The 26,671-nt window shown below is 73.9% G+C and carries 28 protein-coding genes; 11 read left to right on the forward strand and 17 right to left on the reverse strand.

The features are described from left to right. Window positions 1–120: 120 nt before the first annotated feature. Window positions 121–1,311: an NAD(P)/FAD-dependent oxidoreductase gene (locus tag KKR89_RS17370; protein WP_208196559.1), complete on the forward strand. Its 1,191-nt coding sequence runs from the start codon at window positions 121–123 to the stop codon at window positions 1,309–1,311. Between the two features lie 80 nt (window positions 1,312–1,391). Beyond that, on the forward strand, window positions 1,392–3,275 hold the full coding sequence (gene ggt / locus KKR89_RS17375; RefSeq protein ID WP_208196560.1) for a gamma-glutamyltransferase: 1,884 nt from the start codon (window positions 1,392–1,394) through the stop codon (window positions 3,273–3,275). A 45-nt stretch (window positions 3,276–3,320) separates the two neighbouring features. On the opposite strand, the gene KKR89_RS17380 is transcribed toward ggt, so the two are convergent. The 6 genes from KKR89_RS17380 to KKR89_RS17405 all read right to left on the reverse strand — a co-directional run bounded on the left by KKR89_RS17380 (window position 3,321) and on the right by KKR89_RS17405 (window position 7,376). Next, entirely contained in the window at window positions 3,321–3,761 is a 441-nt protein-coding gene (locus KKR89_RS17380) for a hypothetical protein (protein WP_208196561.1), read from the reverse strand. After that, on the reverse strand, window positions 3,758–4,321 hold the full coding sequence (locus tag KKR89_RS17385; RefSeq protein ID WP_208196562.1) for a hypothetical protein: 564 nt from the start codon (window positions 4,319–4,321) through the stop codon (window positions 3,758–3,760). Before KKR89_RS17385 ends, KKR89_RS17380 begins: the two co-directional genes overlap by 4 nt. 88 nt (window positions 4,322–4,409) lie before the next feature. Continuing rightward, entirely contained in the window at window positions 4,410–4,946 is a 537-nt protein-coding gene (locus KKR89_RS17390; protein WP_208196563.1) for a barstar family protein, read from the reverse strand. A gap of 292 nt (window positions 4,947–5,238) precedes the next feature. Then, window positions 5,239–5,475 carry a DUF7660 family protein gene (locus KKR89_RS17395; protein ID WP_208196564.1) on the reverse strand — a complete coding sequence of 79 codons (237 nt, stop codon included), beginning with the start codon at window positions 5,473–5,475 and terminating at the stop codon, window positions 5,239–5,241. Between the two features lie 50 nt (window positions 5,476–5,525). Further along, a complete protein-coding gene (locus tag KKR89_RS17400; RefSeq protein ID WP_208196565.1) occupies window positions 5,526–6,167 on the reverse strand; it encodes a T6SS immunity protein Tdi1 domain-containing protein in 642 nt (213 codons plus the stop codon). Window positions 6,168–6,350: 183 nt separating this feature from the next. Then, window positions 6,351–7,376 (reverse strand): DUF6896 domain-containing protein, encoded by a 1,026-nt coding sequence (locus tag KKR89_RS17405; RefSeq protein ID WP_208196566.1) that lies wholly within the window; start codon window positions 7,374–7,376, stop codon window positions 6,351–6,353. A gap of 226 nt (window positions 7,377–7,602) precedes the next feature. Here KKR89_RS17405 and KKR89_RS17410 point away from each other — a divergent pair, with 226 nt between their 5' ends. Then, window positions 7,603–9,168, forward strand: coding sequence for a cellulose binding domain-containing protein (locus KKR89_RS17410; protein WP_251140943.1), 1,566 nt, complete (start codon window positions 7,603–7,605; stop codon window positions 9,166–9,168). A gap of 109 nt (window positions 9,169–9,277) precedes the next feature. Continuing rightward, window positions 9,278–9,544 carry a hypothetical protein gene (locus KKR89_RS17415; protein WP_208196568.1) on the forward strand — a complete coding sequence of 89 codons (267 nt, stop codon included), beginning with the start codon at window positions 9,278–9,280 and terminating at the stop codon, window positions 9,542–9,544. A gap of 71 nt (window positions 9,545–9,615) precedes the next feature. Here the strand turns inward: KKR89_RS17415 and KKR89_RS17420 are convergent, their stop codons facing one another. Continuing rightward, on the reverse strand, window positions 9,616–10,368 hold the full coding sequence (locus KKR89_RS17420) for an HAD-IIB family hydrolase (RefSeq protein WP_208196569.1): 753 nt from the start codon (window positions 10,366–10,368) through the stop codon (window positions 9,616–9,618). Window positions 10,369–10,545: 177 nt separating this feature from the next. Between KKR89_RS17420 and KKR89_RS17425 the strand changes: the two genes are divergently transcribed. The 5 genes from KKR89_RS17425 to KKR89_RS17445 all read left to right on the forward strand — a co-directional run bounded on the left by KKR89_RS17425 (window position 10,546) and on the right by KKR89_RS17445 (window position 14,279). After that, entirely contained in the window at window positions 10,546–11,274 is a 729-nt protein-coding gene (locus KKR89_RS17425) for a Type 1 glutamine amidotransferase-like domain-containing protein (RefSeq protein ID WP_208196570.1), read from the forward strand. 133 nt (window positions 11,275–11,407) lie between these two features. Then, complete coding sequence (locus KKR89_RS17430) at window positions 11,408–11,752, forward strand: S-adenosylmethionine decarboxylase family protein (RefSeq protein WP_208196571.1); 345 nt, start codon at window positions 11,408–11,410, stop codon at window positions 11,750–11,752. Next, window positions 11,749–12,453 carry a hypothetical protein gene (locus KKR89_RS17435; protein ID WP_208196572.1) on the forward strand — a complete coding sequence of 235 codons (705 nt, stop codon included), beginning with the start codon at window positions 11,749–11,751 and terminating at the stop codon, window positions 12,451–12,453. Before KKR89_RS17430 ends, KKR89_RS17435 begins: the two co-directional genes overlap by 4 nt. A gap of 46 nt (window positions 12,454–12,499) precedes the next feature. Then, window positions 12,500–12,703 carry a DUF350 domain-containing protein gene (locus tag KKR89_RS17440; RefSeq protein WP_191781382.1) on the forward strand — a complete coding sequence of 68 codons (204 nt, stop codon included), beginning with the start codon at window positions 12,500–12,502 and terminating at the stop codon, window positions 12,701–12,703. Between the two features lie 10 nt (window positions 12,704–12,713). Then, window positions 12,714–14,279 (forward strand): polyamine aminopropyltransferase, encoded by a 1,566-nt coding sequence (locus KKR89_RS17445; protein ID WP_251140944.1) that lies wholly within the window; start codon window positions 12,714–12,716, stop codon window positions 14,277–14,279. Window positions 14,280–14,362: 83 nt separating this feature from the next. On the opposite strand, the gene KKR89_RS17450 is transcribed toward KKR89_RS17445, so the two are convergent. From KKR89_RS17450 to KKR89_RS17470, 5 genes are all read right to left on the reverse strand, one after another. Further along, complete coding sequence (locus tag KKR89_RS17450; RefSeq protein WP_208196573.1) at window positions 14,363–15,874, reverse strand: LamG-like jellyroll fold domain-containing protein; 1,512 nt, start codon at window positions 15,872–15,874, stop codon at window positions 14,363–14,365. Between the two features lie 196 nt (window positions 15,875–16,070). Further along, window positions 16,071–16,769, reverse strand: coding sequence for an anti-sigma factor family protein (locus KKR89_RS17455; protein WP_208196574.1), 699 nt, complete (start codon window positions 16,767–16,769; stop codon window positions 16,071–16,073). Further along, window positions 16,766–17,281, reverse strand: coding sequence for a sigma-70 family RNA polymerase sigma factor (locus tag KKR89_RS17460; RefSeq protein ID WP_208196575.1), 516 nt, complete (start codon window positions 17,279–17,281; stop codon window positions 16,766–16,768). Before KKR89_RS17460 ends, KKR89_RS17455 begins: the two co-directional genes overlap by 4 nt. 42 nt (window positions 17,282–17,323) lie before the next feature. Next, complete coding sequence (locus KKR89_RS17465) at window positions 17,324–17,992, reverse strand: YceI family protein (RefSeq protein ID WP_208196576.1); 669 nt, start codon at window positions 17,990–17,992, stop codon at window positions 17,324–17,326. Window positions 17,993–18,131: 139 nt separating this feature from the next. After that, window positions 18,132–18,629: a GNAT family N-acetyltransferase gene (locus tag KKR89_RS17470; RefSeq protein WP_208196577.1), complete on the reverse strand. Its 498-nt coding sequence runs from the start codon at window positions 18,627–18,629 to the stop codon at window positions 18,132–18,134. Between the two features lie 186 nt (window positions 18,630–18,815). Between KKR89_RS17470 and KKR89_RS17475 the strand changes: the two genes are divergently transcribed. Beyond that, on the forward strand, window positions 18,816–20,294 hold the full coding sequence (locus KKR89_RS17475) for a hypothetical protein (protein ID WP_208196578.1): 1,479 nt from the start codon (window positions 18,816–18,818) through the stop codon (window positions 20,292–20,294). 36 nt (window positions 20,295–20,330) lie between these two features. Here the strand turns inward: KKR89_RS17475 and KKR89_RS17480 are convergent, their stop codons facing one another. From KKR89_RS17480 to KKR89_RS17490, 3 genes are read right to left on the reverse strand one after another with little or no spacing between them, the layout of a single operon-like run. After that, window positions 20,331–20,738: an SRPBCC family protein gene (locus KKR89_RS17480; RefSeq protein ID WP_208196579.1), complete on the reverse strand. Its 408-nt coding sequence runs from the start codon at window positions 20,736–20,738 to the stop codon at window positions 20,331–20,333. Between the two features lie 35 nt (window positions 20,739–20,773). Beyond that, entirely contained in the window at window positions 20,774–21,568 is a 795-nt protein-coding gene (locus tag KKR89_RS17485) for an alpha/beta fold hydrolase (protein WP_208196580.1), read from the reverse strand. Beyond that, window positions 21,565–23,091 carry an alpha-N-arabinofuranosidase gene (locus KKR89_RS17490; RefSeq protein ID WP_208196581.1) on the reverse strand — a complete coding sequence of 509 codons (1,527 nt, stop codon included), beginning with the start codon at window positions 23,089–23,091 and terminating at the stop codon, window positions 21,565–21,567. Before KKR89_RS17490 ends, KKR89_RS17485 begins: the two co-directional genes overlap by 4 nt. 203 nt (window positions 23,092–23,294) lie before the next feature. Here KKR89_RS17490 and KKR89_RS17495 point away from each other — a divergent pair, with 203 nt between their 5' ends. Next, window positions 23,295–24,296: a LacI family DNA-binding transcriptional regulator gene (locus KKR89_RS17495; RefSeq protein ID WP_208196582.1), complete on the forward strand. Its 1,002-nt coding sequence runs from the start codon at window positions 23,295–23,297 to the stop codon at window positions 24,294–24,296. Between the two features lie 19 nt (window positions 24,297–24,315). Here the strand turns inward: KKR89_RS17495 and KKR89_RS17500 are convergent, their stop codons facing one another. Further along, window positions 24,316–24,759 carry a hypothetical protein gene (locus KKR89_RS17500; protein WP_208196583.1) on the reverse strand — a complete coding sequence of 148 codons (444 nt, stop codon included), beginning with the start codon at window positions 24,757–24,759 and terminating at the stop codon, window positions 24,316–24,318. 124 nt (window positions 24,760–24,883) lie between these two features. Continuing rightward, window positions 24,884–26,311, reverse strand: a complete 1,428-nt coding sequence (locus tag KKR89_RS17505; protein ID WP_208196584.1) for an endo-1,4-beta-xylanase — start codon at window positions 26,309–26,311, stop codon at window positions 24,884–24,886. Window positions 26,312–26,671: the final 360 nt, after the last annotated feature.

A 26,671-nucleotide genomic window follows, 5' to 3' on the forward strand; every position in this document is an offset into this window, starting at 1 on the left:
GGACCGCGACCGTGCGTCCGCGGTCACGCCCGCCCCGCCCCGCTCCTCGACGCGCGCGCCGCGGGCGGGTCACCTAGCGTGGCAGGACCTGGTTCTCCAGCCACAGGGAAGCGTGCGCCCATGATCGCTCCGCGCCATCGCGTCGTCATCGTCGGGGGCGGCAACGCCGGCATCTCGCTGGCGGCCAAGCTGCTGCGCAGCGGGTGCCCCGACGTCGCGCTCGTCGAACCCAACGAGGTGCACCACTACCGGCCGCTGCTGTCGTACGTCGCGGGAGGCGCCGCGACCCTCGACGACCTGCGCCGCCCGCAGGTCGACGTCGTACCGGCGGACGTGCACTGGTACGAGGACCGGGTGACGGCGGTCGATCCGCAGGCGTCGGTTATCCGCCTCGCCGGCGGCCGTTCGGTGGGCTACGGCGACCTCGTGCTGTGCCCCGGCTCGGAGGTCGACTGGGATGCCGTGCCGGGCCTGCGCGAGGCCGTCGCGACGCCGCACGCGTCGACCAGCTACCTCCCCGAGCACGCGCCCGAGACGTGGCAGATGCTGTCGACCCTCACGTCGGGGCGTGCGGTCTTCGTCATCTCCGACCGGCACGTTCCCTGCTCGCCCGTCGGGCTCAAGCCCCTGTTCCTCGCCGCGGGCCACTGGTGCGCGACCGGGGTGCTCGACACGATCACGATCGACCTGCTGGTCGAGGGTGCGCGCCTGGCCGGCACCGCCCGCGCCGACCGTGAGCTGCGCGCCGCGGCCGACGACTACGGCGTACGCGTCCGCACCGGCACGGCCGTGTCGCGCGTCGAGCCGGGGTCGCGGACGCTGCACCTGCGCACCGCCCACGGGACGGACACGCTGCCCTACGACGCCCTGTACGTCGCGCCGCCGCACCGCGCGCCCGCGTGGGTGGCCGCGAGCGGGCTCGCGTCGGCCGGGTCCGACGGCTTCGTCGACGTCGACCCGCAGACCCTGCAGCACCGCGCGCACCCCCGGGTGTGGGCGCTGGGCGACGTCGCCACGGTCGACACGTCACCGTCCGGCGGTGCGCTGCGCAAGCAGGTCCCGGTGGTCGCGCACAACATCCCCGCGGCGCTCGTCGGCGGCACGCTGCGTCACTACGACGGCTACACGGTCGCCCCGGTGACGACGTCACGGCACGAGCTGCTGCTGGCCGAGCACAACCGCGACGAGCACGAGGAGCCGACCGTCCCCTTCCCCGACCTGGTCCGGCCGCGGCGCTCGCTCTACCTGTTCGACCGGTACGTGGAGCCGCAGGTGTACTGGCACCGGCTGCTGCGCGGCAAGGTGTCCTGACCGGGGCCACGCGACCCCGTGACCTCGCGCCCGTGCGGTGGTAGGACGGACTCCTGACGTCGCACCACCAGGGGGCCGCCATGCGCACGTCCACGCTCGCCCGTCCGCTCGTCGTCGTCGCCGCGGCCCTCGCGCTCAGCGCCGGGGCGCTGCCGGGGAGCGCGGCGCCACCGGACACGGCGCCGGACGTCGGCGACGGTGCCGAGCTCGACGGACGCGGCGGGCCGGGTGGACCCGGCGGGCACCCCGGCCCCGGCGGGCCGCACCCCGGGCGCCCGCCCGCGAAGGTGCCGGTCGCGGTCGGGAGCGGAGGTGCCGTCTCGACCGTCGACCCGGACGCCACGCGCGTCGGCCTGGACGTGCTGCGCCGGGGCGGCAACGCGGTCGACGCGGCGGTGGCCGCGGCCGCGACGCTGGGGGTGACCGAGCCGTACTCGGCCGGCATCGGCGGCGGTGGCTTCCTCGTCGTGTACGACGCGGCGAGCGGGACCGTGCAGACGGTCGACGGCCGCGAGACCGCTCCGGCCGCGATGGGTGCCGACGCGTTCGTCGAGGACGGGGTTGCGATCCCGTTCGAGGAGGCGGTGACGTCGGGGCTGTCGGTCGGCGTGCCGGGGACGCCCGCGACGTGGCAGGCGGCCCTCGACGCGTGGGGGACGCTGAGCCTGCGGGACGCGTTGGCGGGGGCGACGCGCGTCGCCGAGCGCGGGTTCGTCGTCGACCGGACGTTCGCGGAGCAGACCGCGCAGAACGCCGACCGGTTCGCCGACTTCCCGTCGACGGCCGCGCTGTTCCTCCCCCGCGGCGCCGTGCCGCGCGTCGGGTCCGTGCTCCGCAACCCCGACCTGGCGCGCACCTACCGCCTGCTGGCCCGCGACGGGGTCGACGCCCTGTACACGGGGCGGCTGGCGCAGGAGATCGTCGACACCGCGCAGACGCCGCCGGTCGCGCCCGGCAGCGTGCGCGTGGTGCGCCCGGGGCTGCTCGAGACGGCCGACCTCGCCGCGTACGACGTCGTGCACCGCGAGCCCACGCACGTCGGTTACCGCGGGCTGGACGTGTACGGGATGGCGCCGCCGTCGTCCGGCGGGTCGACGGTCGGCGAGGCGCTGAACATCCTCGAGACCGTGGACCTGGGCGCGCTCGACGAGACGCAGTCGCTGCACCACTACATCGAGGCGGCGTCGCTCGCGTTCGCGGACCGCAACCGCTGGGTTGGGGACCCCGCGTTCGTCGACGTCCCGCTGGACGAGCTGCTGTCCGACGGCTTCGCCGCCGAGCGCGCGTGCCTGATCGACCCGGCGGCGGCGCTGCCCAAGCCGGTGGCACCCGGCTCCCCCGACGGGACGTACGGCGACTGCCCCCCGGGGGCCGACCCGGGCGACGGGTCACCCGAGGGCACGTCGACCACGCACCTGACCACGGCCGACCGCTGGGGCAACGTCGTGGCCTACACGCTGACCATCGAGTCGACGGGCGGCAGCGGGATCGTCGTCCCGGGCCGCGGGTTCCTGCTCAACAACGAGCTGACGGACTTCAACTTCACGGACACCCAGAACGGCGCCGACCCGAACCTGCCCGGTCCCGGCAAGCGTCCGCGCAGCTCGATGGCCCCGACGATCGTGCTGCAGGACGGACGGCCCCTGCTCGCGCTCGGGTCACCGGGCGGCTCGACGATCATCACGACGGTGCTGCAGACGCTGGTGAACCGGGTCGACCTCGGCATGCGCCTCGACGAGGCCGTCGCCGCGCCGCGTGCGACCCCCCGCAACGGGACGTCGATCCAGGCCGAGCCGGACTTCCCGCGCACGGGCCTCGAGGCGCTCGGGCACGTGTTCGCCGACAACCCGGAGATCGGGGCCGCCACCGCGATCGAGCTCCTCGACCGCGGGAAGCTGCTGTCGGTCGCCGAGCCGGAGCGCCGCGGCGGCGGCAGCGCGGGCGTGGTGCGGCCGGGTCGCTGACCGTCGAGCAGGCCCGCTGCGCGGCGCGCACGGGACGCTCGGGCGTCAGCCGAGCAGAGCCATCACACGTCGCCGGACGCCCACGAGATCACCTCGTGCGGCCTGAGCCTCGTAGACGACGTCCAGTACGGCACCCAGCCCGTCGCTCTCACGTGCGTACCGGACGGCCGACGCGGCGCGTGCGAGGGAGAAGGCGTCGAGGTAGGCCTGCTGCGGCACCTGCCCCGCCTCCACCTGGTCCAGGACGTCCCACGCGCGCGCGTCGAGCTCGTCGACAAGAGCCGTGAGCGCATCTCGTCGAGACGACGGCTCCGCCTGGCGCGCTCGCGCTGCCGCCAGTGCCGCGTCGACCCGGGGGTCGGCGAGCCCGACGTCCTCGACGATCCACTCGCTGATCCCCTGTGCGACCGCATGCAGCCGGGAAGGCGACGTCCCCCGCAGGATCTCCACGAGGTCCGGTGCCACCATGGACAGTCGAGCGCTCATGGCCGCCCCTCCAGAGCGTGCCGCCCGTGCTCCGCGAGCCGCTGCCGACCGACGCGCAGCGCCTCGTCGGCGAGCTCGGTCAGCCCTCCGGCCGGCCGTTCGATCCCCAGGGCGTCGACGAGGGGCTCGACCGCCAGCCGCAGCTCACCGCTGCTGGCGGCGACCTCGACCTCCCGCACGAGGTGGGCCAGCAGGTCGTCGGCACCACCCGCCCGGTACATCGCGGCCGCCACCGTCGCGGCCGTGAGGCGCACGTCCCGGAGGTCGTCCGGCCCCGCCAGGGCCGTCCGGACCCTGTCGGCGACCAGGTCGAACCGACGCCACTGAAGGCCCAGGGCGTGCAGCACCCAGGACGCGACGTCCGGGTGCTCGGGATGGTCGAGGAACCGCAGGAGCAGCTCCTCGGCGTGCGGCGAGCGCGCACGGGCGACGACACCGAGGAGCGAGAGCAGGTACGGCCCACGAGCCCCGGCGTCGATCTCGATCACCACGGAGGCCAGCTCGGACCGCGAGAGCGCGCGCTCCTCGGCGGCACGCTTCAGCCGGTCGACGTCCATCACCGGGCCACCGTAGGGCGCCGGGCAATTGCCGATGAGGGGGAGACCGGAGTCACGTGCCCGTGACGGTCTCGAGCGAGCCGCGCGCGGCTCACCCCGGGCGTCTGCGCGACTCCGCCCACTCGGCGTCGTTCCACAGCACGGGCGTGGCACCGACGTCCTGGAAGCCGATCTGCGGGTCGTCGCTCTGCACGAGACACATGAACCGCCCACCGACGAGGGCCGCCGCCCGGGACTGCCTCGCCATGATGTCCAGAACAGCCTGCGCGGAGCGCGGGCACGCGGCGGCGAACCTGTCGTACCCCGTGAACACCAGCACGAGGCCCGTCGCATCCGGGTCCCAGCCGTACTCGTGCGCGACGACGTCGCGCATGCAGTCGTCCAGCGCGTCCAGGTTGCGGCCGTAGTGATCGGGCAGGCCCAGCGCCGACGCGACCCCCTCGTGCAGGTCGCTCTCGCTCGACCACGTGGAGGCGTCCACGATGGTGACCTCGTAGCCGCGCTCCACCAGCCGCTCGAGCGTCTCGTCGAGGACCCGGCGTCGCCAGAACAGCGTCACCGACGTGTTCGTCAACAGCCGGAACGCGACGTCCTGACGGAGCTCGTCGCCCTGTTCGAAGGCGCTCACGGCCGAAGCATAGGAGTCGGCCACTCCCTCGGCCGGCCGCTGACGGGCGTGCTGCTGTGACCAGGTTGCGGCGACGAGTACATCCTGGGCACCGACGATCTCCTCGTGATCCGGAGCGCCCTGAACGAGGTGCTCCACGGCCCGGACGCCGTCGAGGACTGGGAGTTCCAGACATGCCCGGGGGTCGCGCGCGGAGGCTCTCCGGACGCTGCAGCGGCTCGGCGCTCGAGGAGTCGCCTAGCGTGCGGCCCGTAGGTCCTCAAGCCGGACGTGTGCTCGCCCGCCGGGCCGCTCACTCGTACCACCGCGCACCTCGCGTCACCTCGGCGACGAGCTGCCAGGGGTCCTGCGGCACAGGGCGTCTCGCGTACGCGTACGCGTTCTCGATCGACCCGAGGAGCGCCGCGAACGCCTCCAGGTACCGGTCCAGGTCCGGGTTCTCCCAGCCCTCGGCGGCGGGCAGCTCGCGCAGCAGCTCGTCGAGCGCGCTCAGGACGAGGTCACGGCCGGTCAGCGCACCATCAGGCATGTCGTGCCACCGCCGTATCCCCGCGGTGCGACGCCCGCACATGACGTCCGTCAGTCGATCGAGACACCGCTGATCCCCGTCCCGGGCCGCAGCATCCGCGACGCCTCGACCAGCTGGGCGGTGACCTCCCAGTACACCGACAGGTCCGTGACCTCGAGGTTCGTCGTGGCGAAGTCGCCGCCGAGGAACGAGGGCACGACGAACCCGACGCACTCGTCCGGGCCGGGCAGCGCACCTCCCCCGGCGACCCAGGCGTCGTAGACCTCCTGCTCCAGGTACAGGTCCGGCTCGTCGACGAGGCTTTCGTCGAGGAACGAGGTCAGCGAGTGGTCGACCTGGAAGCTGCGCGCCTGGTTGACCTCGAGGAGCGTGATCTGCGGATCGCCGTCGACCGTGCGCGACACGTCGATCGCGTAGATCCGCCCCATCCAGTCCCGACCGAACGGGATCGCGCGCCCGACGTCGCCCGGGAACGCCCGTACCAGCACACCGGTCGCCTCCGTCCACGTCCGCTCGCTCAGCAGCCGGAAGCGCCCACCGCCACGCGAGCCGGACCCGACGGTCTCGGCCGCCTCGGCGTACCCCCGCACGGCCACGAGCTCGGGTCGGCGCGACGCCGGCTCGGTCACCCCGGCGTCGTCGCGGGGGAAGGCAGCGAGGAAGCGGTCCAGCACGGCGGTGACCTCGATCATCCGGGGGGCACAGCATGTCGTGGACCGATCCTGCGCGTCGATACCCGCGCCCTCACCGTCCGGCGTCCTCCACCTCACGGGCACAACAGCTCCCCGGCCAGCGCTGCGGCTGCGGACTGGTCATCCACCGTCGACGCACACCGAGAGCGCCGCCGCCTGCAAAGCGTGTGGAGACCGAGCACGTCATCGCCGAACTTCGAGCCTGAACCACAGGTGGCCGGACCGGTCGTCCGTCATGAGATGGCGCTGAGCCCGCAGGGCCGCCTCCAGCGCGGCTTTGTCCTGCGGCGCGTACCCCCGGCTCTCGAGGTAGCTCTGCGACCGCCCCAGGTCGAGGGAAGGTCGTCCCGCCGCGTCCCAGTCGAAGTCGACCTCCCGCCCGTCGCGCATGGTCACGCGGCACCCGTAGCCGTGCAGACGGTAGAACCCCACGCTCGGCAGCACGCCCCCGCGCGGGAGCGTCGCCCGTTCGGCCGACTCCCCTCCCGGGCGCAGCTCATGCACCAGGTCGTCCATCGCGTCGGCGCACTGCCGCAGGTCGGCCACGAGCTCGTCGACGAGCCCGTCCCCCGCCTCGTCGGACGGGACGCGCGCCGGCGCCGGTGTCGGCTCGTCCCCGAGGAGCGGGAGGGCCAGCGCCGCCAGGCGTTCGCCATCGTGCTCGCACGTGTCCCGCAGCGTCGCCACCCCGTCGCCCGCACCCGTCTCGCACGCGGCCGCCGCCGCGAGGTACGTGTCGACGAGCTCGCAGATCAGGGCGAGCGCCGACGGGCCGTCGTCCTCGGCCAGGCCGTCGACGTGGTCCGCGACGTCCTGGAGCTGCCGTGCCGCGAAGACCGCGCGCTTCGGGTCGTCGGTGTCCGCGCCGTGCAGGGCGTTGAGGATCGCGATGCCCACCGACTGCAGGAAGGCCGACGACGCGGACCAGTCGTCGCTGTCGTCGCGCGGGGTCACCTCCTCGACCACCGGGTCCATGTCGACCAGCCCGTCGGGTCCCCGTTCTCCCGCGGCATACGCCCAGAGCTCGTCGAGGACGTGCTCGTGGACCAGCACCGACGCCTCCAGGCGTGCGGATGCGACCGCGTCGTAGGTCGACCACAGCGTCTGGCAGCACGCCGCAGACAGCACCGCGCGTCCCTGGCGTCCGAGCCGGAGCACGCCGACCGTCACCGCCCGCTCGTCGTACGAGCGCTCACCCGCCCGGGTCACGGTCGACCTCCCGCCCCCACGCATGGTCGTCGCGCATGGGCACGGCGAGGAGTCGAGCGAGCACGGCGGCGACCTCCGGGTCTCGGGGAGCGCACAGCATCCCGCACGTGTGCGCGCGCGTCACGCCCGACACGAACCGCTTCACCCGGTGCATCGCACGACGCGCACGGGTACGAAGGACGTGCCGTCGCCACCCGGCCTGCCGCCCCCGTCGAAGGAACACCGCGTGCGAGCCCTGCGTGCCACCGTCACCCTCACCGCGCTCGCGACGTGCGTCGCGCTGCTGCCCGCCGCCGGGGCGTCCGCGGCCGGGCTGGAGGACACCGTCCACACCGCCGGACGCGTGGCCGAGTCGGGCGGCACGTGGCAGCATGCCTGGCCCGGCGTGTACTTCGAGGGGCGCTTCCGCGGCACGGCCGTCGGGATCGTCCTGGACGACGCGACGGGCGACTACGACGTCGCGATCGACGGCCGCACGGTCGAGACCCTCGTGGCCCCCGGCCGCGTGACGCACGTCGTCGACGGGCTGAGCGCGGGCGAGCACACGGTGCGGGTCGTCAAGCGCTCCGAGGCGCCGTGGGCGGTCAGCACGTTCGGCGGGTTCGTGCCGGTCGACGGCAGCACGATCCTGGCCGCCCCGGGGCCCCGTGACCTGCAGCTCGAGCTCATCGGCGACTCCTACACGGTCGGGTACGGCAACACGTCGACCTCCCGCGAGTGCACGTCCACGCATCTGACCCGCACCACCAACACGGACCTGAGCTTCGGTGCGCTGACCGCCCGCGCCCTGGGCGCCGACTACCAGGTCAACGCGTTCTCCGGCCGCGGCATGGTGCGCAACTACGGCGGCGGCGACGCGGGCACGAACTTCCGGACGCACTACGACCGCAACCTGCCCATGGACCCGGCGACCGCCGGCGACCCTGCGCCCGGGTGGGACCCCGACGCCGTCGTCATCGGCCTGGGCATCAACGACTTCTCGACGGCCGTGGGCAGCGGTGAGCCGTGGACGACGGCGTCGCTGCGCGAGGCGTGGGTCGAGGCGTACCACGGGTTCCTCGACACGCTCCGCGAGCGCTACGGCGACGACGCCTACCTCGTCGTCACCGGCACGTACGTGCACACGGGCACCGACCTGCCGGACCTCGCGCAGCGCGTCGTCGACGAGCGCAACGCCGCCGGCGACGACCGCGTCCGCTACTGGTACTACGGCAACGAGGGCCTGGACTACGGCGGCTGCGACTGGCACCCGTCGGCCGCGGACCACCGCGTCATCGCCGCGCAGCTGACGGCCTACCTGGAGGACCTCGACCTGGGCGGCGACCCGGAGCCCACGCCGACGCCGACACCCACGCGGACGCCGACACCCACGCCCACGCCCACGCCCACGCCCACGCCCACGCCCACCGTGTCACCGACCCCGTCGGTCAGCCCGACGTCCACGTCGTCCCCCACACCGACGGTCAGCCCCACCCCCACGCTCCCGCCCGTAGCCGCGTGCCGCGCGACGCTCACCGTGGTCAGCTCGTGGCCGGGTGGCTACCAGGCGAACGTCGAGGTCACGGCGGGTTATTCGCCGATCTCCCGGTGGCGGACGTCGTTCACCCTCCCCGAGGGCGGGGCGCTGACGCAGTCGTGGTCGTCCGTCGCGACGACGTCGGGCTCGACCGTCACGGTGGGCGACGCGTCGTGGAACGGGTCCCTACCGGCCGGTGCCACGACCACCTACGGCTTCCTCGGGACCGGCACCCCGCCCTCCGCGAGCACCCCTGTCGCCTGCTCGGCCGGGTGACGGGTCGACGACGAGTGTGACGCGTCCCGCACCGCGGCTCACACGATCCGGCCCGGCGGCGGGACCTCGTGACCACTGACGAGGTCGTCGGACGGCCCAGGGTGGAGGGATGGCCCGTACGTCCCCCGCTCTACGACCCCGCACCGCCCGCCACGACGCCGCCTCCGGCATCCTGACGGTCCGTCTGACGTCCATCTCGGCAGGCACCTGGGCCGAGTACGAGTACCGCGACGTCCCCGTGAACGTCGCGCACCGCGTCACGAGCGCCGGCTCTCGGCTGCCGGCCGCGTTGCTCGAGCACGTCACGGAGCGCTACGCCGTCCGCCGCCGCGGCACCCCCCGCTGGATCGAGCCGACGACCACCGACCCCGCCTGACACCAGACAGAGCGTGAGGGGACGCCGTCGCAGGACGACGGCAACCCCTCACGCTCACGTCGTGGGACGCGTCAGGCGAACGCCTCCGGCAGCGCCGCGCGGACCTTGGCCGGGGTGTCCTCCCAGCCCTCCACCGCGACGCACGGGACGCCCGTCGAGATGACCGGGTAGTCGTTGCCGCCCTCGTCGAGGCGGTCGCCGAAGAACACGGCCTGCGTCGGCTTCAGACCCAGGCGTGCCAGCAGGCGGTTGACGCCGTACGCCTTGTCGATGCCCTTGCGCGTGATGTCGACGGACGTCGACCCGCCGGAGCGGACCTCGAGGTCCGGGAGCTGCTCGGCGACGGCCGCACGCAGCCGCTCCTTCTTGGCGCCGTCGGGGTCCCACGCCGCCTTGGCGTCGACCGGGGCCTCCTGGCCGAGCGCGGAGAACGTCACCTGGCTGCCGCGCAGCTCGATGCGGTCGCCCCAGGTGCTCTCCTCCCACAGCCCGAGCTCGCGCGCCGCCTTCTCGACGGCGGTGGCGGCGCGCGCCGACTCGTCGTCGGTCAGCGGCTCGCTGTAGACCTCGGACCAAGCGGCGCCGTCGTGCACCAGGTACCGGGTCCCGCACGTCGGCAGGACGTGCAGCCGGGACAGGGCCGCGGTGTCGTCGATCGACGAGAGGAGCTGGGCGTCGAACTGCTCGAACCGGCCGCCGGAGATGATGCCGACCTGCGCGACGCGCGTGAGCGCGACGATCATGTCGACGATCTCGGGGTGGACCTTGCTCTTCGACGGGGCGAGGGTGTCGTCCAGGTCGAACAGCGCGAGCTCGTACGTCATCGATCCTCCGAGGTGCGGGCGGCGCCCACCGGACGTGGACCCGCGCGGGGCTGCGGCCGCGGGATGACGCGCGGCTGAGCCGGTGGCCCCGCAGCCGGCCCACGGTACCCGGAAGGGCACCGTTCCCGGGGCGAAACGACGCGACGGACGCCGCCGCCTGCCCTACGGTCCGGAGACATGGGGACGCGCAGGGGGACGATCCTGACCATGGGGGGCGGCGGGTTCTCGATGCCCGAGGTCGCCGGCGCGGGCGCGCTCGACGAGCTCGTGCTGGGCCTGACCGGCGCGGACACCCCGCGCGTGTGCTTCGTGGGGACCGCCAGCGGTGACGCCGCGTCCTACGTCGAGCGGTTCCTCGACGCGTTCGAGGGCCGCGCGCGCACGTCGGTGCTCGCCCTGTTCGGCAACGGGCCCGAGGGTGCGATCCCGCTGGACGCGCTCGAGCGCGTGCTCGAGCAGGACGTCGTCTACGTCGGCGGCGGCTCGACCGCGAACCTGCTGGCGGTCTGGCGACTCCACGGCCTGCCGGAGCTGCTGGCGCAGGCCGCGCGCGGCGGCACGGTGCTCGCGGGCATCTCGGCAGGCATGAACTGCTGGTACGAGGCGTCGAGCACCGACTCGTTCGGCCCGTACGCGCCGCTGCGCGACGGGCTGGGTCTGCTGCCCGGCTCGGCGTGCCCGCACTACCGCTCGGAGCCGGGCCGGCGCGAGTCCTACCTGCGGTGGGTGGCCTCCGGCGAGCTGCCCGACGGCTACGCGGCCGACGACGGCGTCGCACTGCTGTGGCGCGACGGCGCCCTCGTCGAGGCCGTCACCGAGGCGCCGGGCGCGCAGGCGTTCCGCGTCCGGCGGGCGGGCGGCGACGTCGACGAGACCCCGGTGCCGACACGCGCGCTCGCGGCCTGACGCCCCACGCGCGCAGGGTGTGCAGCCCGGCCGGTGACCCGTCGCGATGGTCCGCGCTCCTGCGACCTCCGGTACGTTGACGCCCCTGTCCGCACGCGCTCCGGCGCACGACGAGGGGGAGGCGCGACGCCGCGTGCACCGCAACCACGTGTACGTGTTCGACGTCGCCGCAGCCCGCCCCGCGACCCTCGACGACGTCGACGTCGTCCGCACCGCGCTGCTCGACCTCGTCGCCGACGCGGGCCTCCACCCCGTGGGTTCCGAGGCCCTCCACCGCTTCACGCCGCAGGGCCTGAGCCTGGCGATCCTCCTCGCGGAGTCGCACGTCGCGGTCCACACGTGGCCCGAGCACGCGACCGCCTACGTGACGCTGACGACGTGCCGCCGCCCGCCGGCCGGGTTCGTCGAGCGCACGCGTGCCGCGCTCGCGGACGCGCTGGGCGGCGACGTCGTGGGCCGCACGATGGACGACGCATGACCCGCCCCCGGGCGCGGATGCGGCTCGGCAAGCACCTCGTCGGTCGGCCGCCGTGGCGTTCGCTGCCGCACGGCGTCGTCGTGTACGGCGAGTGGGACCCCGAGGACCGCACGACGTACTACTGGGAGGAGTGGGAGCTCCTCGGGTACGAGAACACGGACTTCTGGGTCGAGTACGACCACTACACCCACAAGGTGACCCTGTACCGCCCCGTGGAGGTCCACGAGGACCTGGACCCGCGCCACCTGCGCGAGGGCCAGCGGCTCGCCGTGACGTTCGGCGGGCAGGAGCACCGGCTCGTCGTCGGCGAGGTCGGCGCGGGGACGATCCGGCACCTCGCGGGCGGGTTCACCTACGACCTGCAGCTGGGCCAGGAGGTCGCGTACGCCGAGCTGCAGGGCGACGGCGTGGTCCTGTCGGTCGAGCGGTTCGACGACCGGGTGCTGGACGTCTACCAGGGCACGGTGCTGGACGCCGCCGGTCAGAAGGCGCACTTCGGCCGCCGGGTCGCACCCCGCCGCGGCGCGGGTGCGTGGGTGGCCGCCGTGGTCGTGGCGGCCGTCCTCGGGCTCGCGGGGGCGTGCGGCCCCACGACCGAGACCTGCACGCCGCGCACCGTGGTCGCCGCCGACGGCAGCACCACGACCGAGCAGGACTGCGTGCGGCGGTCCGTGTTCGGCAGCGGCGGCGTGGGCAAGTGAGCACGTCCGCACACCCCTGGCGCACCACGACGAAGGAGAACCACGCGTGATCACCGATCTGCTCTCGACCGTCCTCTACTCGGTCCTCGGCATCGTCCTGCTGCTCGTGACCATCGTGGTGGTGAACAAGGTCTTCCGGCTGAACCTGCACCGCGAGCTGGTCGAGGAGCACAACGTCGCGTTCGGCATCCTCATCGCCGGCGTCGCGGTGGCGATCGGCATCATCATCGCGGGCGTCATCGGCTCCTGACAGGACGCGCGTGGACCTCGAGGAGCAGGCACCGGTGACGGCTCCGCCGCCGGTGAGCGGGCGGACGATGGACCGGCCCACGGTCTTCGCCGCCGCGCTGCTCGTCGCGGTCGGCGGCATCGTCTACGAGCTCATCCTCGGCACGGCGGCGTCCTACCTCGTCGGCGACTCGGTCGTCGCGTTCTCGGTGGCCACCGGCGTGACGCTGTTCGGCATGGGGCTGGGCTCGCTCCTGGCGCCGCACCTGCCGGGGCCGTCGGGCATCGCGTTCGTCCGCAACGAGCTGGTGCTCGGCCTGGTCGGCGGGGCCTCGGTGCTCGTGCTCTTCTGGGCCTACGGGTCGACGTCGCTGTACTGGCCCGTGTTCGTGCTGCTCGCGCTGGCGATCGGCACCGGCATCGGCGTCGAGATCCCGCTGCTGGTGGCGCTGCTCAAGGAGCACGGCCGCGACGCGTCGGTCGGGCTGCTGTCGAAGGTGCTGGCGCTGGACTACCTCGGGGCGCTGCTGGCGTCCCTGCTGTTCCCGTTCGTGCTGCTGCCGACCCTCGGCCTGGTCCGCACGGCGCTCGCCGTCGCGATCCTCAACGTGAGCGTCGCGCTGTTCATGCTGGCCCGCATGGGCCACCACCCGCGGTGGACGTGGTCGACGTCGTCGGCGCTGGCCCTGCTGGTCGCGGTGTTCGCGGTGTCGTCGGGCGTCGAGGCGGTGCTCAGCACGCGGCTCTACGAGGACCCGGTGGTCGCGGCGACCACGTCCCGGTACCAGAAGCTCGTCGTGACCGACTACCAGGGCGACGTGCGGCTGTACCTGGACGACCAGCTGCAGTTCTCGTCGGCCGACGAGGCGCGGTACCACGAGACGCTCGCGCACGCGACGCTGACGTCGGTCGCGGCACCGGCGTCCGTGGCGATCCTCGGTGGGGGTGACGGGCTGCTCGCGCGCGAGGTGCTGCGCTACCCGTCGGTGCGGGAGGTTGTCGTGGTGGACCTCGACCCCGCGGTCACGGACCTCGCGCGCGACAACCGGCTGGTCCGCGACCTCAACGAGGGGTCGCTCGACGACCCGCGCGTCACGGTCGTCAACGCCGACGCGTTCGGCTGGATGCGCGGGACCGACGCGACCTTCGACGCCGTGCTCGTCGACCTGGTGGACCCGTCGAACGAGCGCGTGGCCAAGCTCTACTCGGTCGAGTTCTACGCCGCGGTCGCCGCGCACCTGCGGCCCGGGGGCGTGCTGGCGACCCAGGCGACGTCGACGTTCTTCACGCCGCACGCGTTCTGGCAGGTCGTCGCGACGCTCGAGGCGGGCGCGCCGGGGCGCACCGTCGTACCGCTGAGCGTCAACGTGCCGTCGTTCGGTGAGTGGGGCTTCGCGCTCAGCCTGCCGGGGGACGGGTCGGCGCTGCTCACGCGCACGCCCCTGCCCGACGGCCTGCGGTTCCACGACGCGACGTCGCTCGGCGCCACGACACGGCTGCCCGGCGACCTGCCGCCGGCCGACGCCGAGCCGTCGACCCTCCTGTCACCCCGGATCCACACGACCTACCAGGGCGACATGCGGCACTGGCGGTACTGACGCTTCGACGGTCCGCGACGGCCGCCGGTGCTGTGCACGCACCGGCGGCCGCTCGCGAACGCTGCCGCGGAGACGCCCCGGGGTCAGGCGCCCGCGCTGCAGAGCCGGCGCTCCTGCGTCACGTCGATGACGCCGCCCCAGGTCCGCACGCCGCTGACCGCACCGACCCACGGCGACGAGCCGTCCGACGTCCCTCCGACCCGGAACGCGCCCGTGCCGGCCGCGCCGCTCTCGAGGGACGCAGGCTCACCGGCCTCGGGACTGGGGCTGCCCGGCTCCTCGGCGGTGCCGAGGTGGCAGACGTCGAGACGCACGGTGCCGGACGCGGCATCGCGCACCCCGAAGAGCGCGACCCACGCCCCGGGGACGACGGGGACCACGGAGGTGGCCGTCGAGGTCTCCCCCGCGGACCCGGCCACCGTGAGGGACCAGCAGGACGCGACGTCGTCGGTGCAGCCCGTCGTGCCCACACCCAGCCGGAACACGCTGCCGCCGTCACCGTCCTGGCTGACGGCGGTGGCGTCCACGTCGCTCGCGTCGGCCCGGACGAAGGCGACGACCGACCAGCTCCCGGTCGTGTCCAGCACGGGGCCGGCGGTCGACGCCGCGTCGGTCGGCTCGTCCAGCAGCAGCGCGGAGTCGGCGCCACCCCAGAGCTCGGCCCGCAGACCGGCGGTCCACGTGGTCGACGGCGTCAGCGTCAGGGCGTTGCTGCCGTCGGTGGACAGGACGTCCGCCGACGTCGCCCCGGCTCCCTCGTCGAGCGTCCAGCGTGCGTTGCCGGACGGCGCGGCCGACGCCGACGCGACGATGAAGCGGTACGTCCGCTCGGGGCTCACGTTGCCCGCGGCGTCCACGGCCTGCACCGTCAGCACGTGCGTCCCCGCCGTGCTCGGCGTCCACCTGACCGTCGCGGCCGTGGTGCCCGGCGCGAGGTCCACGCGGGCCGGTCCCCCGTCGAAGGCGTACAGGAAGGCGACGACGTCCGTCGCGCCACGCGCCTCGAGCCGGAAGTCGCCCGCGAGGCCCACACCACCACCGGTGGTGTCCTCCGCGTAGACGGCACCTGCTCCTGGGACGGCCGTGACGTCGGGGGCCGCGGGGGCCGCGACGTCGACGACGACCCGGCAGTGCACGGCGGGTCCCTTCCGGTTCTTGGCGTCCCGGGCGTGCACCCGCCACTCGTACACCCCGCCGTCGCGGAGCAGGCCGGCGGGCACCTGCACGGCGTGGACGGCCCCCGAGGCCTGCGCGGCGGTGGGACCGGACGACCACAGGGGCCGGCCCGAACGTCCGTCGCGCACCTCGAAGACGCCCCGCACGCTGTCGCCGTCGGCGTCGGCGAGGGTCGCGCGCAGCGTGGGCGTGGTGGATCGCAGCGGTGACGCCGCCGTGGCCGAGCACGCCGAGTCCGGCGACGACGTGCCGACCCCGGTGGGGCGGTCGGGCGCGTGGTTCACGTGCCGCGGCGGGTGCGCTCCGGGGCCGCCGTGCGCCTGCGCGGCTCCCGGGAGGAGCGCCAGCGCGGCGGTGAGCGCGGTGACCGTCATCGCGCGGACGACCGCGGCCGGACGGAGGGACGAGAGACCGTGCACGGGTACCTCCTGGGTGGTGGGCGCCGCGTCGGCGCGGGTCGGCGGTACCGGGTGCGCCGCGACACCCACGGAACATAGCGGACCGGTCGGCCATCGCGGGGTGAGTCCGACAGAACCGACCGGTCCGACATCGCCGATCGTCCGCTGGCGCGACGCTGCCGCGGCCGACCCGCTGCGGCAGCGTCCGGGGACCTGCCTAGGCGTCCGTCACCTCACCGACCGCCAGCGGCCTGTCCAGCCCCACCACGCCCAGCTCGACGCGCGCGATCCCGTCGACCGGCAGCGCCGACGACGCCCCGAGCCCGGCCGCGGTCCGCTCCCCCGTGCTCGTCCACGTCGCCACCACCGTCCGCTGCCCGTCCGGGCCGACGAGCACCAGCTCGTACACGCCCTCGGGCAGCTCGGCCGCCTCGTACGCGCACGTCCAGTCGAGGCGCGTCCCCCACCGGGCGGGCGCGAGCGTGAGGTCGGCGCTGACACCTGACCCGCCGACCGGCGCGAGGGCGACCGTGCGCGCCCCGGCCGGGCCCGCCGCCGGGGCGGAGGCGACCGCCGTCGGGCGCGACGCGATGGTCGCCGTCACCGCCGCGCCCGTCGCCCCCGCGAGGACGACCAGCGCGGCCGCGGCGCCCGCGAGCGCGAGCCGGCCACGACTGCGCCGCTGCCGCGCCGCCTCGGCCACCCGTGCCAGCGGGACGACGTCGGCCAGGGGCGCGTCCGCCGCACCGGGCTCCGGGACCATGCTCAGCAGCGCGGGCATCCCGGCGAGCTCGCCGACCGCCGCCCGGCACGCGTCGCACCCGGCCAGGTGCTCCTCGAACTCCCGCCGCTCGGCCGGCGCGAGCGCGCCCAGCACGTACGCGGCGTCCCAGTCGCGGTACGGGTCGGTGCTCATGACGTCACTCCCCTCTCCTGCAGCGCCAGGCGCAGCGCGCGCAGCGCGTAGTGCAGCCGCGACTTCACGGTCCCGGGAGGGACGCCGTGCTCGGCGGCGAGCTCCGCGACCGAGCGTCCGCCGTAGTACGCGCCGACGACCACCGCGCGATGGTCGGGCGACAGGGCCTCCAGCGCGTCGGCGACCAGCCAGCGGTCGAGGACGGCCTGCGTCGCGTCGCCGGCGGCCGTCTCCGGCGGGACGTCGGACGGCGTCTCGTGGCGGCGGTGGGCGCTGCGCGCGTCGTCGACGACGAGGTGGCGCGCGACCGTGAACAGCCAGGCCCGCACCGACGGCTCGGGTCGCGTCAGCACCTCGGGGTGTCGCCACGCGCGCAGCAGGGTCTCCTGCACGACGTCGGGCGCGCGGGCGGGGTCGGTGAGGCGTGCGACGTAGCGGTGCAGCGCGGCGGCGTGCGCGGCGTGCGTGGCGTGCAGCAGCGCGTCGGCGCCGCCGTCGACCTCACCCGTCACGTCGCCACCTCCGTCGTCGGGCCGTGCCCGGACCTCACGCCCTCAGGACGCCGTCAGCCGCAGGTCGAACTCGACGGCCCCGGTGTCCTCGACGGTGACGAACCCGAGCGAGGGCGCCTCGATGCCGAAGTCCGCGAACGTGACCGGCACCGAGCCCACCACCTGCACGGTGTCACCCGAGGCCGCGACCTGCGCGTCGACGGTGACCTGCTGGGTCACGTCGCGGATCGTCAGGTCACCGGTCAGCTGCACTTCGCTCGCACCGTCGCCCAGGTCGGCGGGCTCGGTGAGCGTGAACGTCGCCGTCGGGTAGTTGCGCACCTGGACGGCCTGGTCACGGAAGTAGGTGTCGCGCGGCGGCTGGTCGGTCGCGATGCTCGCCATGTCGACCTCGATCTCGCCGGCCGTGAGGCTGCCGTCCTCGACGGTGACGGCGCCCGTCACCTGCTCGGTGCGTCCGGTGACCGTCACGTCCTGCCCGCGCAGGACCTCCTCGAGGCGGTAGCCCGCGAAGGACCCGTCGGTGACGGTCCACGTGCCGTCGGTCGCCTCCACCGGCTCGCCGGTGACGCTCGCCTCGAGCGTCGGTGCCGCGTCGGCCCGGCTGTTGCCCCAGTCGGCGTACAGGCCCGGTCCGACGACCACGGCCAGCACCCCGAGCACGACGACGACAGCGCCGACCCCTGCCCACACCTTCGCGTTCCGACTCATCGGTCCCACTCCTCCCACCCCCTGCGACGGCCCGTCGCGGACCCTTCACCGTCAAGACGAGAGGGACCACGGGATGGTTCACCGACCGACAAAGCTCGTGGGCGGGCTCCGGGACACCTGGCGTCCCCAGCGCCGCCCGCTACGGCTCCTGACCCACGGCGCGCTGCATCAGCACCACCTCGAAGCCCGGGCGGTCGGTCACGCCGACCGGCTCGAAGCCCCACGCCCGGTACACGTCGTCGAGGTGCGGGTTGGACGCGCGGTGGTCGAGCCGCAGCCACGTCACGCCCGCGGCGCGCGCCCGCTCCCCGGCCCACTCGACGAGCGCCCGCCCCAGCCCGGTGCCCGACGCCCGGCGGTCGACCATCAGCCCGTGCACGTACAGCGCGGGCGCGTCGTCGTCGCCCCAGTACTCGGGGTCGGTGCCGATGACGCGGACGCTGCCGAGCAGCCCCGCGTCGTCGCGGACCACCCACCACTGACCGTCGGCGACCTGCGCCCCGATGCGCTCGGCCGGCACGGACCCGACGGGCCACTGGTCGATGCCGCGCGCGGCCATCCACTCCTCGAGCGAGCGGCGCAGCGCGTGGATCGCGGGCGCGTCGGCGGCGGTGGCCTGCTGGGGTTCGACGTCCACGGCAACCGACGGTACCGCTGCCGGGGCCGGACGCGGTGCCGGTGGCGGTGCAGGCCTGCGCCGCCGTGCTCAGCTGATAGTGATGCACGTCACATCTGGACCGCGCCCGCGGCCCTACGTGCCGGTCCAGACTCCGGTGCAGACCACACGGGCCGTCGGCCCGTCCGACCCCACGGGAGCGCGGCCATGAACAGCATCGACGGTCAGAGCCTGCTCCTCGGGTTCGTCGCCAGCGCAGACCGGATGGACGAGTTCGCCGTCATGCGCGACGTGGCGGAGTTCGCCGCCGCGCGCGGGCTCGCGGAGGACCGGACCACCGAACGGGCACGCATCGCGGTCCTCGCGGGCCGCCCCGACCACGCCCTCGAGCTGCTCCCCGACGTCGACCGTGCGGTGGGCGACTCCGTCGAGCTCACATGGCGCGACGTCGTCGCGCTCGCTGCGTGGGCGGCCCAGGGGGACCTCGAGGCGCTCGGCGCCCTCCACCGCGTCGGGCAGGGCCTGCAGGGACCGCAGTCGGTGGCGCACGGCTACCTGCTGGCCCGCGCCGCGGAGCAGTGCGGCCAGCAGGAGCTGGCGGACAGCATCTGGCGCGCGCTGCTGGAGGTGGCCCCGGGCACGATGGTGCTGCGGCGGCGCGTGATGGTCGCCGACGTGCTCGGCCGCTCGACGAACGACGCGAAGGAGGCGACACGGCCGATCGGCCGGGCCGCCCGGCTGCTCACCGAGATGATCCCGCGTCCGGAGGACGGCACCGCACCCGCGCTGGACGTGGTCCGGCGCCTCGAGGAGCGCGGTGACCACGCCGGCGCCCGTCTGCTGCTCGAGGCGCTCGTGCAGATGCGACCCGTGGCCACCGGGGTGGTCGAGCTCCGTGACGAGCGCGCGACGCCTGCGTCGTGGTGGCGCGAGCGCGTCCCGGGTCTGGTGGCTGCGGTCGTCGCCGCGGCGGTCGCCGTCGCCGCGGGCCTGGGCGTCGCGCCCACGTGGGCACCGATCCTCGCCGTGGTGGTCGCAGCCGCGGTGTGGCGGTGGTGGCGACTGCCCGAGGGCACGGACCTGTCGGCCACGGACGCGGGCGTCCTGCGCCACATCCGCCGCTGGCTGCCCGACGTCCCCGACGAGCGGTCGGCGAAGAGCCGCAACGTGGGCGCGGCGCTGACGGGCGGCGTCATCGGGTTCGTCGTCGCGCTCACACTGGCCGGGATCGTCACCGAGGGCCTCATGGCGGACGCGTACGCCACGCAGTCCGCCCGTATCGACGCCGTCGTGTGGCCGCTGGTGCTGCTGCTGACGCTCGTGTGCGCCGCGGGCGGGCAGCGCCTGCTGCGGCCGGCGGTGCGCCGCGCCGCGCAGACATACGTCGACCAGCAGCGGGCGACGAGCGTCATGCAGTCCTGCACGTGCCTGCAGACGGTCGGCATGCGCAGCGTCGAGACGGAGACCTACCTCGAGAACCACCTGCAGGACGCGGACGCCGAGGTCGCCGCGCTCACACCCACCCTCACGGACGGCACCGCCTCGCTGCACCAGTGCCCGGTGTCGCGCACGCCGTGGCTGCTGGTGCGCGCCGCGGGGCGTGAGGCGCTGCTGCTCCGGGGCACCCTGCTGCGCACCAAGGCCGAGCCCACCCCGGAGGCGGCGGAGACCGGCGGCTACCTCTGACCGCAGGGGCACGGGCGCCGGCGCGAGACGGGCAGGTCACGCGACGGGCGCCTCCAGCACGTCACGCAGCCGCGCGAGGTCGGCACGCACCAGGGCCTCGTCGCGGGCGAGCTCCACGTCCGTCATGCCGGGTGCGCGGCGCAGCGTGAGGACGACGTCGCACGCGTCCGGGCCGTCGGCGACGACACGCATCGGCACGCGCACGACCAGCCCCGACGGCGTCACCACCTCGTGGTCCAGGACGCCGAGGTCGTTGCGCGGCGCGAACGTCACGCGCGCGCGGCCCTCCGGCGTCACGACGAACCACTGCCCGTCGGCCTCCTCGACCTGCGTCCCCAGGCCGGGCGCCCAGCGCGAAAGGTTGGCCGGGACGGACGCGAACGCGTAGACGTCCGCGGCGCGGCGCGCGATCCGCACGCCGAGGTGCAGGGTGTCGGTGGTCACCGGTCGATGCTCGCAGCGACCACCGACACCCGCCGTCAGGCCGCGTGCTCGGCGAGGAACCCGTCGACCGCCGCGTGGAAGGCGTCCGGCTGGTCGCGGCGCACGCAGTGCCCCGCCCCCGGGACCACCACCGTACGCACCAGCGGGTTGTCGAACCCGTCCGCCCGCGGCGCCATCGGCGCCTCCTCCGGCAGGACGAGCAGCGTCGGCACCTGCAGCGCGCCGAACGCCTCCTCCCACGCCGCGTCGCCCAGGAAGAGCCCGACCCGCAGGTACTCCTGGTCGACGTCCGCGCGGGTGGCGGCCCACGCGTCGATCTCGGTGTCGCTCCACGGCGTCTCGCGGCGCATGCGCGCGACCTCCGCGTCGCGGTCCTCGATGACGACGTGCGTCTGGCCGAGCATCATCGCCGAGAACTGCGGGTCCGGCGTGCGCACACCCGTCGGCTTCGCCGGGTCCTCGACGACCAGCGCGCGGACCTTCTCCGGGCGCGCCAGCGCCGCGCGCAGGCCGAGCAGACCACCGAGCGAGTGCCCCATGAGGAACACCGGCGCCGGCTGGGCGTCGAGCAGCGCGACGACGTCGGCGAGCATCACCTCGGGCGCCTGCGGCAGCTGCTCGGGGGTGAAGCGCGGCGACGAGCCGTGGCCCCGCAGGTCGGGCGCGACCACGTGGTACCGGTCCCCCCAGTGCGCGAGGAGGTCGGGCCACGTGGTCCCGGAGTCCGTCAGGCCGTGCACGAGCACGACCGTCGGCGCCCCGGGGTCACCCGAGCGGTGGACGGCGAGCGCGTCCGTCGGGGTCAGGGCCCCGGTCACGTCGGCGCTCATGCGCCGAGCTCCAGCCGGACCGTCGTGTACGAGCGTGCCGGCAGGTCGACCTCGAGGCCGAGCGCGTGCCGCCGGACGCCGTCGTGCGCGACGGGAGCGACCGCGTCCGGGCTCTCCGGGCTGTTGTGCGTCTGGATCGTCGGGGCCGTCAGCACGCGCGCCGAGAACCCGGTGACCTCGCGGCCCCGCAGGTCGAGCACGACCGACGTCGGGGCGTCGGCGTCGAGGTTCGACAGCGACACGAGCGCGGCGCCGTCCTTGCTCGACGCGGACATCGACAGCATCGGCACGGCCTTGCCCTCGACCTCACGCGTGGGGAGCTCGCCCTTGACGTGGACCGCGAGCGACGACGCGTCGTGGTGACCGGTGTTCATCTCGAACACGTGGTAGGTCGGCGTCAGGACGAGGGCGCCCGAGTCGGGATCCGTGAGGATCATCGCCTGCAGCACGTTGACGGTCTGCGCGATGTTCGCCATCGAGATGCGGTGCGCGTACCGGTGGAACGTGTCGAAGTGCGTGCTCGCGACGAGCGCGTCGCGCAGGGTGTTCTGCTGGTACAGGAAGCCGGGGTTGGTCCCCTCCTGCACGTCCCACCACGTGCCCCACTCGTCGACGACGAGGCCGATGCGGTGCTCGGGGTCGTAGGCGTCCATGACGTTGGAGTGCCCGCGGACGAGCTCCTCCATCTTGTGGGCGCGGCGCATGGTGACGTACCAGTCGTCGGTGTCGAACGCCGTCGCGTGCCCCTTGACGCTCCAGTCGCCGGACATCGTGTAGTAGTGCAGCGAGATGCCCTGGAAGAAGCCGCGCGGGTCGCACCCGCAGCCGAGCTTCTGCGAGACCTTCATGAGGGCCTCGGTCCACGCGTAGTCCTCCGCGTTGGCGCCGGCGGCGATCTTGTAGACGGTGTTGCCGCCGTGGTTGCGCACGTACGTCGCGTACTGGCGGGCCAGGTCGGCGTAGTGCTCCGCCGTCATGTTGCCGCCGCAGCCCCACGGCTCGTTGCCGATGCCGAAGAACGGGACCTTCCACGGCTCGTCGCGGCCGTTGGCGCGGCGCAGCGCGGCCATGGGCGAGTCGTCGGCGCGCGTGAGGTACTCGACCCACTCGCTCATCTCCCGGACCGTGCCCGACCCGACGTTGCCGTTGACGTACGGCTCGGCGCCGAGCATCTCGCACAGGTCCATGAACTCGTGCGTGCCGAACGAGTTGTCCTCGACGACGTCGCCCCAGTGGGAGTTGACCATGCGGGGGCGCTGGTCACGCGGCCCGATGCCGTCGCGCCAGTGGTAGTCGTCCGCGAAGCAGCCGCCGGGCCAGCGCAGGTTCGGGATCTTGAGCCCGCGCAGCGCCTCGACGACGTCGGTGCGGATGCCGCGGACGTTCGGGACGTCGGAGTCCTCGCCGACCCAGAAGCCACCGTAGATGCAGCGGCCCAGGTGCTCGGCGAAGTGGCCGTACACGTGGCGGCTGATCGTCGGCCCGGGCAGGTCGAGGTCGATGACGGCGGTCAGGGAAGACAAAGGGGGTCCCTTCGGTGATCGGTGCCGGGCGTCGACGCTGACGCTCCTGCAGGAGGACGCCGCGGTCACGAGGGGCCACACCCTCGTCGTCGAGGGCACGTTTTATCGTTACATGCGGCGCACCCTGACCTTCAGGCACGGATTCTCGAATGTCAAGCACGAACGCCGCGCCGTGGGGGGGTCGGCGTCCGTAGGGTATCGACATGCCCACACTCAAGGACGTCGCGAGAGCCTCGGGCGTCTCCGTCATGACGGTCTCGAACGTCGTGAACGGCCGACCGCGCGTCAGCGAGGCCACGCGCCGGCGCGTGCTCGAGGCGGTCGACGAGCTGGGCTACCAGGTCAACCTCACCGCGCGCAGCCTGCGGGCCGGCCGCAGCGGCACGATCGCGCTGTCCATCCCCCGCGTCGACCACCCCTACTTCGCCGAGCTCGCCGCCGCCGTCACCGACGCGCTGCTCCCCAGCGGGCAGCACCTCGTCGTCGAGCAGACCGGCGCGAGCCGCGAGGGTGAGCTGAGCGCGCTCTCGCAGGCGCGGCTGCAGATGTACGACGGCGTGCTGCTGTCCGTCGTCGGGCTCAGGGACTCCGAGGTCGCTCGGCTGCACAGCGACATGCCGCTGGTGCTGCTCGGTGAGAAGCCGATGCCGACCCAGCGCGACCACGTGATGCTCGGGAACTTCGAGGGCGCGCGGCTCGCGACGGCGTACCTCATCGAGCGGGACGCACGCCACGTGGCCATCGTCGGAGGCGTGGCCGACGACGCGCCCGCGGGCATGGAGGGCACGCGCACCGCCGGCTGGCGCGCCGCGCACGAGGAGGCGGGGCTCGTCCCCGACGAGCGCCTGATCCTGCCGCCCGACCACTTCGCCATGGCGGAGAGCCGCGCGACCATCGGTGCCGCGATCGACGCCGGCCTGGAGATCGACGGGGTCTTCGCGGTGACCGACCAGGTCGCGATCGGCGTCGTGGCGGGCCTGCACGACCGCGGTCTGCGCGTCCCGGACGACGTCCAGGTGGTCGGCTTCGACGACCTCGAGGTGAGCGAGCACCTGGTCCCGGGCCTGACCACCGTCGACCCGCGCGTGGACCTCGTCGTCGCCGAGGCGCTGCGGCTGCTCGAGCGCCGGATGTCCGGCGACGAGGGCGCGGCCGAGCACCTCGTCATGCCGGTGAGGCTCGTGGTCCGGGGGACGACGCGCTGACGCGTCGCGGCGTCGCGCCTCAGGCGCAGTAGTCGCAGTTGCCCGTGCCGGCCAGCGTCATGTGGCACGTCGGGCAGACGGGGGCGACGCGCTCGGGCTCGGCCGAGGACCGGCGCGGCTTGGCCGCGGGCGCGCGACGCTGGGGCGCGCGGGCCGCACGCGCGGGCGCCGCCACCGGGCCGCCGCCGGGCTGGGTCACCTCGAAGCCGCGCTTGCGCAGGATCGCTGCCGCGCTCGACAGGCTGCCGCTGAGGTCGTCGGGCGTCGCGATGCGTCCCGTCGCGAAGCGGTGGGCGACCCCGACGACGGCCGGAAGGTCGTAGTCCCGGCCCTCGTGCTGCACCGTCCACTCGTCCTGCGGCACGAACCCGTACACCGCGAGGAAGTCGTCACCGCCGCGACGGTCGTACTCCTCGATCGCCTGGAGGACGTGCTGACGCGCTACGGAGGAGAAGGTGGCCACGCTCACGAGCCTACGTCTCCTGCCACGCGCGCAGCGCCGCGCACCCTGCCACCGAGACGTGACAGCGGGCACGGTCCCGAGGGAGACCGTGCCCGCTGCCGGGGTGGAGCCTGCGCTCAGCCGATCACGAGGCCGAGCAGCTCACCGTCGGCCACGTCCAGTTGCCACCGTGCTGGACGGTGAACCCGAACGAGGCGGTCTGCCCGTTGGCCAGCGCACCGTTGCCGTTCGGGCGCATCGTCATGACGTTGGCCGAGGGCCACGTCGGCGACCCGCTCCAGGTCGCGATGATGCGCTGCGGGCTGCGGACCGTGACCGTCGAGGTCCAGCTGCTGATGTTGCCGTTGGCGCGGATCGTCACGACCCCGTTGAAGCGGTCGTTCCACTTCTCGCCCTCGGAGTACGTCGCCGTGCAGGTGCCACCGCCGGTGGGCGGGGGCGTCGTCGGGTTGGCCGTCGGCTGCGTGGTCGGCTGCGTGGTCGGCTGCGACGTGGGCTGGGTGCTCGTGCCGCCGGGGGTGGCGCGGACACCGCCCGCGTTCAGCGCGTTGAGCGTGCCGGTGTAGGCGGCCTTCTTGTTGCCCGAGCCGTCGAACAGCAGCGGGGTGTCCGAGGCACGCCAGGAGTCGGTGTCCTTGACGCCCCACACCGTGATGCCGGTGCAGCGGGCGACGGACAGGCACGCCTGGACGATGCCCTGGAACTGCTGGGACTGCGAGGAGCCGGAGCCCTGGATGTCGAGCTCGGTGATCTGCACGTCGACACCCAGCGCGGCGAAGTTGCCGAGCGTGGTGTGGTAGTTCGACGGGACGGGGTTGCCCGAGTTGAAGTGGGCCTGGAAGCCGACGCAGTCGATCGGGACGCCGCGGGCCTTGAAGTCCTTGACCATGTTGTAGACGCCCTGCGTCTTGGCGTGGGACCAGTTGTCGGTGTTGTAGTCGTTGTAGCAGAGCTTGGCACCGGGGTCGGCGGCGCGGGCGGCGCGGAACGCGGCCTCGATCCAGTCGTTGCCCGTGCGCTGCAGGTTGGAGTCGCGGCGGCCGCCGGAGTTCCCGTCGGCGTAGGCCTCGTTGACCACGTCCCAGCTGTGGATCTTGCCCTTGTAGTAGGTCGCCACCCTGGTCACGTGGTTGAGCATCGCGTTGCGCAGGTTGGCGCCGGACATGTTCTGCATCCAGCCGGGCTGCTGGGAGTGCCACGCGAGGGCGTGCCCGCGGACCTGCTTGCCGTTGGAACGTGCCCAGTTCACGATCTGGTCGCCGGCCGAGAAGTTGAACTGGTTCTGCGACGGCTCCGTCGCGTCCATCTTCATCTCGTTCTCGGCCGTGATCATGTTGAACTCACGGTTGACGATGGTCATCGTGCCGGAGTTGTTGAGGTAGTGGCCGGCCATCGCGGTACCGAAGTACCGGTTGGTCTCGGCGGCGGCGGCCTGCAGCGTGCTGCCGGCGGCCTGCGCGGGCACCGCGAGCGCGATGATCACCGCGGCCGCGGTGAGGCCACCTGCGGCGGCGAGACGCCCGCGGCGGTGCCTCTGGTGTGGGGTCGTCATCGATCCCTCTCCTCTTTGAGTGGACAGTCCGGCCATGAGCCGGGAACGCAACGTCCCCCCGGGGCATGTCGGGCGTCAAGGGGACAAAAGGGATCCTGATAGTTTCGAGCGTGCATCGTATCGATATGACACTCTCGCGGATGACACCCGCGCTGGTCCTGTCGGTGAATATGCCGATCTGGGTCGTGGAGGACCGTCCGGTCTGGCAATCGTTGGCGGCGCTCTGAGCGCAACTTTCGGCTGTCGAGCAACTGTGGGACGAGCGTCCGTATCCGCTCGCCGGCGATCTCGCGCAGGTCGTCGGAGCGACCCGACGCTCGGGGCGTCACCGCTCGAGCTGAGCTCGCGCCGTTCGCGCGA

The sequence above is a fragment of the Cellulomonas dongxiuzhuiae genome, from assembly GCF_018623035.1.
Lineage (GTDB): Bacteria > Actinomycetota > Actinomycetes > Actinomycetales > Cellulomonadaceae > Cellulomonas > Cellulomonas dongxiuzhuiae.

Excerpts from the sequence above, each read along its gene's own strand:
- KKR89_RS17395 (WP_208196564.1), bottom strand. The coding sequence starts at position 5,475 with ATGCCTGATGGTGCGCTGACCGGCCGTGACCTCGTCCTGAGCGCGCTC.
- ggt (WP_208196560.1), top strand. The coding sequence starts at position 1,392 with ATGCGCACGTCCACGCTCGCCCGTCCGCTCGTCGTCGTCGCCGCGGCC.
- KKR89_RS17455 (WP_208196574.1), bottom strand. The coding sequence starts at position 16,769 with ATGAGCACCGACCCGTACCGCGACTGGGACGCCGCGTACGTGCTGGGC.
- KKR89_RS17380 (WP_208196561.1), bottom strand. The coding sequence starts at position 3,761 with ATGAGCGCTCGACTGTCCATGGTGGCACCGGACCTCGTGGAGATCCTG.
- KKR89_RS17505 (WP_208196584.1), bottom strand. The coding sequence starts at position 26,311 with ATGACGACCCCACACCAGAGGCACCGCCGCGGGCGTCTCGCCGCCGCA.
- KKR89_RS17465 (WP_208196576.1), bottom strand. The coding sequence starts at position 17,992 with ATGAGTCGGAACGCGAAGGTGTGGGCAGGGGTCGGCGCTGTCGTCGTC.
- KKR89_RS17400 (WP_208196565.1), bottom strand. The coding sequence starts at position 6,167 with ATGATCGAGGTCACCGCCGTGCTGGACCGCTTCCTCGCTGCCTTCCCC.
- KKR89_RS17485 (WP_208196580.1), bottom strand. The coding sequence starts at position 21,568 with ATGAGCGCCGACGTGACCGGGGCCCTGACCCCGACGGACGCGCTCGCC.
- KKR89_RS17425 (WP_208196570.1), top strand. The coding sequence starts at position 10,546 with ATGGGGACGCGCAGGGGGACGATCCTGACCATGGGGGGCGGCGGGTTC.
- KKR89_RS17495 (WP_208196582.1), top strand. The coding sequence starts at position 23,295 with ATGCCCACACTCAAGGACGTCGCGAGAGCCTCGGGCGTCTCCGTCATG.
- KKR89_RS17420 (WP_208196569.1), bottom strand. The coding sequence starts at position 10,368 with ATGACGTACGAGCTCGCGCTGTTCGACCTGGACGACACCCTCGCCCCG.
- KKR89_RS17415 (WP_208196568.1), top strand. The coding sequence starts at position 9,278 with ATGGCCCGTACGTCCCCCGCTCTACGACCCCGCACCGCCCGCCACGAC.
- KKR89_RS17435 (WP_208196572.1), top strand. The coding sequence starts at position 11,749 with ATGACCCGCCCCCGGGCGCGGATGCGGCTCGGCAAGCACCTCGTCGGT.
- KKR89_RS17475 (WP_208196578.1), top strand. The coding sequence starts at position 18,816 with ATGAACAGCATCGACGGTCAGAGCCTGCTCCTCGGGTTCGTCGCCAGC.
- KKR89_RS17370 (WP_208196559.1), top strand. The coding sequence starts at position 121 with ATGATCGCTCCGCGCCATCGCGTCGTCATCGTCGGGGGCGGCAACGCC.